Annotated in this window: 10 protein-coding genes; 8 read left to right on the top strand and 2 right to left on the bottom strand. The window is 44.7% G+C overall.

Annotated elements, in window-relative coordinates:
* Positions 1 to 498: 498 nt before the first annotated feature.
* The 6 genes from VJB08_05630 (at position 499) to VJB08_05605 (ending at position 5301) form a co-directional block, all read left to right on the top strand.
* Positions 499 to 702, top strand: coding sequence for a hypothetical protein (locus VJB08_05630; protein ID HLD43435.1), 204 nt, complete (start codon positions 499 to 501; stop codon positions 700 to 702).
* Between the two features lie 44 nt (positions 703 to 746).
* Complete coding sequence (thrS, locus tag VJB08_05625; GenBank protein ID HLD43434.1) at positions 747 to 2687, top strand: threonine--tRNA ligase; 1941 nt, start codon at positions 747 to 749, stop codon at positions 2685 to 2687.
* A gap of 95 nt (positions 2688 to 2782) precedes the next feature.
* Complete coding sequence (locus VJB08_05620) at positions 2783 to 3013, top strand: hypothetical protein (GenBank protein ID HLD43433.1); 231 nt, start codon at positions 2783 to 2785, stop codon at positions 3011 to 3013.
* Positions 3014 to 3223: 210 nt separating this feature from the next.
* Positions 3224 to 3610, top strand: a complete 387-nt coding sequence (locus tag VJB08_05615; GenBank protein ID HLD43432.1) for a hypothetical protein — start codon at positions 3224 to 3226, stop codon at positions 3608 to 3610.
* Positions 3611 to 3943: 333 nt separating this feature from the next.
* Positions 3944 to 4600: a hypothetical protein gene (locus tag VJB08_05610; GenBank protein HLD43431.1), complete on the top strand. Its 657-nt coding sequence runs from the start codon at positions 3944 to 3946 to the stop codon at positions 4598 to 4600.
* Positions 4600 to 5301: a hypothetical protein gene (locus VJB08_05605; protein ID HLD43430.1), complete on the top strand. Its 702-nt coding sequence runs from the start codon at positions 4600 to 4602 to the stop codon at positions 5299 to 5301. Before VJB08_05610 ends, VJB08_05605 begins: the two co-directional genes overlap by 1 nt.
* Before the next feature lie 2 nt (positions 5302 to 5303).
* Here the strand turns inward: VJB08_05605 and VJB08_05600 are convergent, their stop codons facing one another.
* Positions 5304 to 6344, bottom strand: a complete 1041-nt coding sequence (locus VJB08_05600; protein ID HLD43429.1) for a mechanosensitive ion channel family protein — start codon at positions 6342 to 6344, stop codon at positions 5304 to 5306.
* A 2-nt stretch (positions 6345 to 6346) separates the two neighbouring features.
* Complete coding sequence (locus tag VJB08_05595) at positions 6347 to 6871, bottom strand: 50S ribosomal protein L16 (protein ID HLD43428.1); 525 nt, start codon at positions 6869 to 6871, stop codon at positions 6347 to 6349.
* Positions 6872 to 7000: 129 nt separating this feature from the next.
* Between VJB08_05595 and VJB08_05590 the strand changes: the two genes are divergently transcribed.
* Together VJB08_05590 and VJB08_05585 are read left to right on the top strand one after the other, a co-directional pair.
* Positions 7001 to 7582 carry a hypothetical protein gene (locus VJB08_05590; GenBank protein ID HLD43427.1) on the top strand — a complete coding sequence of 194 codons (582 nt, stop codon included), beginning with the start codon at positions 7001 to 7003 and terminating at the stop codon, positions 7580 to 7582.
* Position 7583: 1 nt separating this feature from the next.
* A partial coding sequence (locus VJB08_05585) for a hypothetical protein (GenBank protein ID HLD43426.1) occupies positions 7584 to 8017 on the top strand: 434 nt, incomplete at its 3' end.

Below are 8017 nucleotides of genomic sequence, written 5' to 3'. Positions count from 1 at the left end.
TGAGGAAAAGCCTGAAATCTTTCCGTTTAGCTTTGAGTTCGTCCACCACCGCCTGGCTAAGATTTAGAGAGTTTCTTTCCTCAAGGAAGGCAAGTCCATCAAAAAGCTTGTGCCGCTGCGCCAGATCCATAAGACTCTTGTGCGTTTCTCTCTTTAAATACCCTCTCCCAGGCTGTCCAGTGGGGAGTGCTCCAAAGCCCCGTGTGTATGAAGAATGTGCCTGAAGAAGGCGATGGGGCTCACCTGTTAAGTAAAGTTTTCAAGTACCTCAGGGCTTTTTGCATGGGCTTATCAGGGGTGCCGCCGAGTTCGCAATACGTGAAAACTTTTTCCAGAAATCGACATTCGTCCCGGATGGAGCATCCCCTCGATGTCGATGCTAAACTCTCAGCTCTCTTGCTCACAAAAAGGCGGCACCCTTCCCCCCGCAAAAAGCGTTAACAACTTTACTTCACACCACCGCAAAGTATAATAAGCCCATCATCTCAGGTAAATGCTATGCATCTGGAAGCAGTCTCACTAAGCGCAGCACAATACATCTATGGGATTGAGCAGATGGCTATGTACATGATGCCAGAGCAGCAGCTCGAACTATTCAAAAAACAGACATCTCCTGACACGATGTACGTCCAGCTCGACCCTCAGGAAATAACTGAAGTGCGAAAGTATTTCTCCAATAAATTTGAAGAGTCAATCCACTAAGTAAACAACAACTTATTTAAAGCTGATGTAACCCTTTTTCATGCATGCTTACCATCACAATAACCCTGCCTGACTCCAGCACAAGGAAGGTTGCAAAAGGCGCCGCGCTCAAAGAGGTTGCCGCATCACTGAGCTCATCCCTGACAAAGGAAGCGATCGCAGCAGAGGTCAATGGGGCTCTTGTGGATATGCCTTCTGAGCTTCAGGAAGACTGCAGCCTGAGGATTCTTACATGGGAAGACAAGAAAGGCCAGGAGATCTTTCGCCATTCCTCTACGCATATCCTTGCGCAGGCTGTCACAAAGCTCTTCCCCAACGCCCTTCCAACAATAGGCCCTGTTGTCGATGAGGGATTTTATTATGATTTTGACGCAGAGCCCTTCTCCCAGGAGGACCTCCCCAAGATCGAGGCAGAGATGCAGAGGATCATCAAGGCAAATTATAAGGTTGAGCGCATTGAGCTTACAAAGGAAAAGGCAAAGGAGCTCTTCAGGCACAACCCCTATAAGCTTGAGCTTATCGAAGACCATTACAAAGAAGGATTGTCTGCCTATAAGCAGGGCAATTACATTGATTTCTGCAGAGGCCCCCATGTTCCTTCAACAGGCATGGTCAAGGCAATTAAGATTACAAAAACTGCCGGGGCCTATTGGAAGGGAGACCAGAAAAACAAGCAGCTCCAGAGGATCTATGGAATCAGCTTTCCAAGGAAAAAGCAGATGGAAGAGTATCTTTCAAGCCTTGAAGAGGCGAAGCAGCGTGACCATAAGAAGATAGCAAAGGAGCTTGAGCTCTATACCACATTCGAACTCGTTGGAAAAGGCCTGCCAATCTGGCTTCCAAAGGGAGAGACCATCAAGAGGGAGATTGAGAATTTTGCAATCGAGACTGAATCAAAAGCAGGCTATCTCCGTGTTGCTACCCCTCATCTCGCAAAGAAGGAGCTTTACCTGAAGTCAGGCCATATCCCTCATTTTCAGGAGAACATGTATCCTGAGATGAAGCTGGATGACGGAACGTATTTTTTGAAAGCCATGAATTGCCCGCATCACCATCTGGTATTCGGCTACAAGACACGGAGCTATAGGGATCTTCCATTGAGGATTGCAGAATACGGAACCTGCTACAGGAACGAGCTTTCAGGCACATTGTCAGGACTGCTCCGTGTCAGGATGCTCTCCATGAATGATGCGCATATCTACTGCACAAAGGAGCAGATCGAAGCAGAGTTCGAGAATGTGATACGGATGATTACATCCTATTACGCAGTCTTTGGCCTCACAGATTATTATTTCAGGCTCTCGTTAGGCAACCCGGAAAACAAGGAGAAGTATATCGATGGGCAGGAAAACTGGAAGATGGCAGAGTCAATACTCAGGAATGTTCTGAAAAAGAACAGCTGCAATTTCACCGAAGCAGCAGATGAGGCGGCATTCTATGGGCCTAAGGTGGATATCCAGTACAAGACAGTAACCGGAAGAGAGGAAACCCTCTCTACAATCCAGCTCGACTTCGCAGCAAAGGAGAAATTTGGCTTGGGGTATATGGATAAGGATGGCAGGGAAAACAAGGAAGTCTATGTGATCCACAGGGCTCCGCTCTCAACCCATGAGCGCTTCATGGCATTCATCATTGAGCACTTCGCAGGAAAGTTCCCGCTCTGGCTTGCTCCAGTGCAGGTGAAGATCGTTACCGTGACAGAAAAAGTTGTTCCCTTTGCGGAAGAGGTAAAGAAGAAATGCGAAGAGAAGAACATCAGGGTAGACCTTGACTCAAGGGACGAGTCAGTAGGCTATAAAATCAGGGAGGCCCAAGCCCAGAAAATCCCGCTTATGCTCACTATAGGAGAGAAAGAGGTCGAGTCAAACTCAGTAGCTGTCCGAACACTGAACGGAAAGGTCAAGTTTGGGGTCAAGGTTGAGAACTTCTTAACTCAGGTAAAAAAGAACATTGAAGAGAGAAAGATCGCTGTTCCGTTTTCTTAAGGCGCCATGTTTTATCCAATCAGCATCATATTGTCCTACTCTACAGTGGTTAACTAAGAAAGATTTATAAAGAAACAGGCAACTTCTTTCCTATTATGGCGGACGACTTGGAGCAATTGCTCGTGCTCAGCAATGTTGCGCAGATTGGAAAAGTCTTTCCTGAGACAAAGCACAACACAAAACTCGCGAAAGCCATAACCCGAGATACCGCATTTGAAGAGTTTCAGAAGGCTGTCAGCCTCATGGATTTCTACGCTGTGCTCAAGGGAGAGGTGCTGGGCAAGCCTGTCCTGTGGATGGAAGACCAGCAAAATAATGATGTATAATATGTTCCTAAAACCTTAGCCTTTGAGTTTTATCAGCAACGCCCTCCTTTACCCAATGCTCTCGCCGATGTTCCCTCTACTTTAAGGCACAGGCTCGATACTGCGAATATAGCTACTCTCCAACATGTTCAAAAAGACAGTGCTTACCCTGATCTTATCGAAAACGTCAGCATAGCAAAGTTATTTTCAACTCTTTATCCAAATACAAGCATGGAAAAGGACGGGTCTGAGGTCAGCATCTGCCGCGGCAAAGAACTCCAAGTGAAGGTACGCGAAAGAACAATCACCACCCTATATGCCTATACAGATACCAGCTATCCCGGAAACGAGGAAGGAACGCGCAGGCTTTGCGGCATCACTGTCACCAAAACAGATAAGGGTTTTCAAAAAAAGGCCAGGCTGGGCATAAACGAAGTGCACGTACAGTTTAACGATGAGGGGGTCATTCTTCTTCCTGACGAAGAGTCACTATTCGTGCTCCAGCAGTACGACCCTGCCCTCACTCTCAACCACCGCCTCGATTACGCTGCCACGCTCCAGGCCATCGTAGCAGACGAAGCCCCCTCACGCTTCTCGCCGGTGTTTTTGAAGCGTTAGTGGATATAAGAATCACTTCTTCATATAAATCGTCCTTGTCGGGAATCGTATCTTCTCCTGAGACCTCAACAATCCATAAAAACCGGCTCAGTAGAAAGTCCGGCATCAATTCTGCGAGCTTCCTTACCCAGATAAGCAGTGCTGACGGAGGGTTGCCCCAATCAAAACGCCATCGGGCGTTTTGGTGTTCCAAAAGAGCGTAGCTCTTTTTAGCACCTTCGGGGGTGTCAGCATACGCGAATACAAGCGCAAGCGAGCCTGATGCCGACTGACTTTCTACTGAGCCATAAAAACCGCAAACTTTATATATAAGTTATCACTATACTGATAACTATGATAGAAGCAATAAATCCCTACACGGCAAAGATTATCATCACCGCAAAAGACAACGATTCCATTAGGGCAATCTCCAAAAGGATCAATGCATCCTATGCCTGGACCCATCAATGGGTGGAAAAGTTGGTTGGATTAGGGATAATAGCGAGGAGAGGCCAGAAGATAAAGATAAACAAAAAGAACATCATCTACAAAGAATTCACAAGATTCATAAAAAAGGCATTAGAAGAATCTTTAAGCTTGGCAGATGCCTATTCCTTGCCGAATTTGGCAGGATTGGAGTATGCCTACACAGAAACTGACGCGGTTTTCATCTGGACCAAAGGAGGGTATAATATTGGAAGGGATAAGACAGCCTATCCGATATTTATAGAGGTCGTAAAAGAAGACATCAGCAAGTGGGCCGATTTTTTTGATGGAATTTCAATAAAATGCACAGCAAGGATTGAAAGAAAGAAGGGAATCTATTTTATCTTAATAGCAAAAAAAGCGATTGAAAAAGAAGAGGTTAATGGAGTATCTGTCATACCGTTAAATAGGACAGTAGAATACGCAAAAAAATACATCTATAATTTTGAGCCCGCATTGGAGATGCTGGATAGCATGTATAAGCTGGATACGGGGATTAAATACGCAGAGAAAGGTGTTCGGTGATGCTAAAAGAGTTTATAGATAGAGAGAACGAGATATTCAATACGCTCGATAGGGTAAGGGAGGAGGAGATCGAATTTATCCTTATTGGAGGGTATGCAGTATCCGCATTTAAGCACAGATTCTCAGTTGACGCTGACCTTGTTATCGAAGAGAAAGAGCTAGGCAGAATTGCCGGGATTTTAGAGAAAAACAAGTTCAAAACAAGCAAATCAACAGAACTCCAGAATGTATATAACGGAAAATTCAGGGTATTTGTTAAGAAAGCAGATCTGCCTGTAAGCATCGATCTGTTGATAAATTCCGTATCATGCAGGCAGACAAATGCTTCGTGGAGCTTCGACACGTTCAACAATAACTCTGTTGAAAAAGAAATAAAAGGCATAGAACAGAGCATTACTGCAAAAATCCCCGTAAAAGAATTATTGATTGCAACAAAGATCCATTCATGCAGATTGACCGACATCAGAGATGCCGTGGCGCTATGTGATCGTGTAGAGGCTGGCAGGGTGATAACATTTGCAAAGAGGGGAGAGCCAAATAAGCTTAAGGAAAATATAGCCAAATTCATAAAAACACTTGATGACAAGAATTTCATTGACGCATTCAAAGGAGTCTTTTCTTTGGAAAAATTTGATAAAAACAATATCAAACACGCAGAAGAGATAATGCATAAATTAGAACGAGCGATAAAGGAGGAGTAGCCTCACTTCTTCATGTAAATCGTCCTTGTCGGGAACGGTATTCCAATCTTCGCCCTGTTCAAAGCAAGGTAGATGTCCTCAGTCGCTTTCAGCTTTGTATGCCACCGTTCATTGTAATCCTTGACCCACATGGTAGCCCTGAAGTTCAGGCTGAAATCCCCCATCTCGAGAAACTCAACTGAAGGGGCAGGATCTGCAAGCACAGTCGGAATCTTCTTGACAACACCCAAAACAACCTTCTTGACCTTTTCTGGATCAGACCCGTATTCAACCCCGAATTTCACGATGGCCCTGATTGAAGGGTCGGGCAGGATCATGTTCTTGATCTTTGAATCTGCAAGCTTTCCGTTTGGAATAATCACAACCTCATTGTCCCAGGTCCTGATTTTGGTGCTCCTCAACCCAACGTCAATGATTTTGCCGCTTGTCGTCTCATCAATCTCTATCACATCCCCCACCTTGACGCTTTTGTCAATGATGAGGGATATCCCTCCAAAGATGTTTCCCAAGGAGTTCTGCAGCGCAAAGGCAATTGCTATGCCTCCAATGCCCAATCCCGTAAGCAGCGGCCCGATCTCAACGCCCCAGTAGGCCAGCACTGTCAAAAATGCGATGATGCTGATGAAAATCCTGGAAAACCTGTGGAAAATCTTGAACAGCTCGTCATCGACAACATTCTTTGTCCTTGCCGCAATCCTTTGCCCCCATACATCGATCAGCGCATCAAGGATCCTGATGCTGATAAAGAACAGCAGCAGGATCAAGGCGCTATGGAGGGCGCTGATGATAATCTCAAAATATCTTTCATGAATCGGCAAAGGCTGCAGGCCAAGGAAAAGGCCGTAGAGAAGAATCAGCAAGGTCATCGGTCCTTTCGTCCTGTCGATGAGCAGGTCATCAAGCTTTGTTGTCGTCTTTGCAGCAAGCCTGGAAATGACTCTCTCAATGACAAAATGGACAATCTTTGCTCCGATGAAGAATCCAAGAAAGATGGCAAGAGCAGTAACATAAGGGTTCTGAAGAATCTCGGTCAATGCAGCCATTGTTATATATTCTCTCTGACGACTATTGAGCAGCCTGGAGGAATCTTGTTGGTAATCCTTTTCATTGCAGTCCGGCAGTTCCCGATATGCTCTTTCACGGTGTGAATCTCTGCAATGACCTGGCCTTTCCGTATCTGGGCAGCTGAGCCGATCGGCTTTCCGAAGCTGTGCGCCATTCCTGTTGAAAATCGGTCTGCTCCTGCTCCTGCTGCCAATGGATTTTCCCTCAGGATATGGTGCGGAAACACCCGGATCCGCAATATATAGTTACTGGGGCCTACAACCTTCTCCAGCAGCCTGTTGGAGCTCTGCCTTGCAGCCTCTATTGAATTATCCCGTATCTGCAGTTCTGACTTGGAGCGCAGCTCAAGGACATAAGGAAATTTCTTGCTTGCAGCGCCCATCACATACCGTACTATCTTCCTGTGCGGGTTTGCCCTGATATAGCCTTTCTCCCGGTATTTGGAAACCCTTGTATAGGGCCTTTCAATCCTTCTGTAGGAAACTGCCTTTCTCAGCCGTGCCATGGTAAGAGGAGATAAGCTACTGTTTTTAAACGTTTCTTTGTGTTTATGTTCTATCTTGTATATATCTATTTATATTATTTTCTATAATCATAGAAAGATTTAAATAGTCTAAATATATGCCATTGAACTATGAAAAGGATAGAAGAAGTATGGAGGGAAATCCTCTACCAAAGCATGGAGCAGAAGAGAACAAGCTTGACGCAGAGAGCGATAGCAGAAAAGCTGGGGGTTTCCCTCTCTCTTGTCAATCATAGCCTGATAAGCCTCAGAAGGATGAATGCAATAAGGGTAAACCCAAGGAACTTCAGGGTTGTAAACCCCAAAAAGCTGCTGTACTATTGGGCATGCATCCGGAATATAAAGAAAGACTTGCTCTATGAAGCAAGAATTGATGAGAGCATCCCTTCTATAGAGAAAAATATGCCTGATGGCGTCGTATATGCAGCATACACAGCGTATAAGTTTATGTTTAAAGAGATCCCATCAGATTACTCAGTAGCATATGTGTACTCCGACGACGTATCAGAAGTGAAAAAGAGGTTTCCTGGAAAAGGGAACGTTCCAAATCTCCGGGTATTGAAGCCGGATTCGAATATGGGCAAGTATGGAAAAAACTCAACCCTTGCCCAGATATTTGTAGACCTCTGGAATATGGATGAATGGTATGCAGCAGAATTCCTGAAAGCACTGGAGAAGAGGATGAGCGGTTAACATGGAGTATTGGAATACCTTAATAACAGAAAAAAGCTGGAATGTATTAAAAGAGCTTAATAAAAAAATAAAGTTTACCCTCATTGGAGGGTGGGCTGCTTATCTATGGAGCCATTCGCATAAATCAAAAGATATAGACATTGTAGTTGAGTTTGGAGAGTTGGAAAAGATAAAAAAAGCATACAAGCTAAAAAAGAACGATAATTTAAGAAAATATGAGATTACCATTGATGAAATAGATGTTGATATCTATGTTCCGTATTATTCGCGGCTTGCGGTCCCTGCAGAGGACATTAGGAAGTATGCGGAAAAAATTGAGAATTTTAATGTTGTAAAGCCCGAGATATTGCTGATATTAAAGCAGGCAGCCGAATACGACAGGCAGGAGAGTGAAAAAGGCCTAAAAGACAGGATCGATATTATGGGTATACTGCT

It is taken from the genome of Candidatus Nanoarchaeia archaeon (genome assembly GCA_035290625.1).
Lineage (GTDB): Archaea > Nanobdellota > Nanobdellia > Woesearchaeales > DATDTY01 > DATDTY01.
The sequence above is the reverse complement of the archived record's forward strand: the minus strand, read 5'-3'. Positions and strand labels throughout refer to the sequence as shown.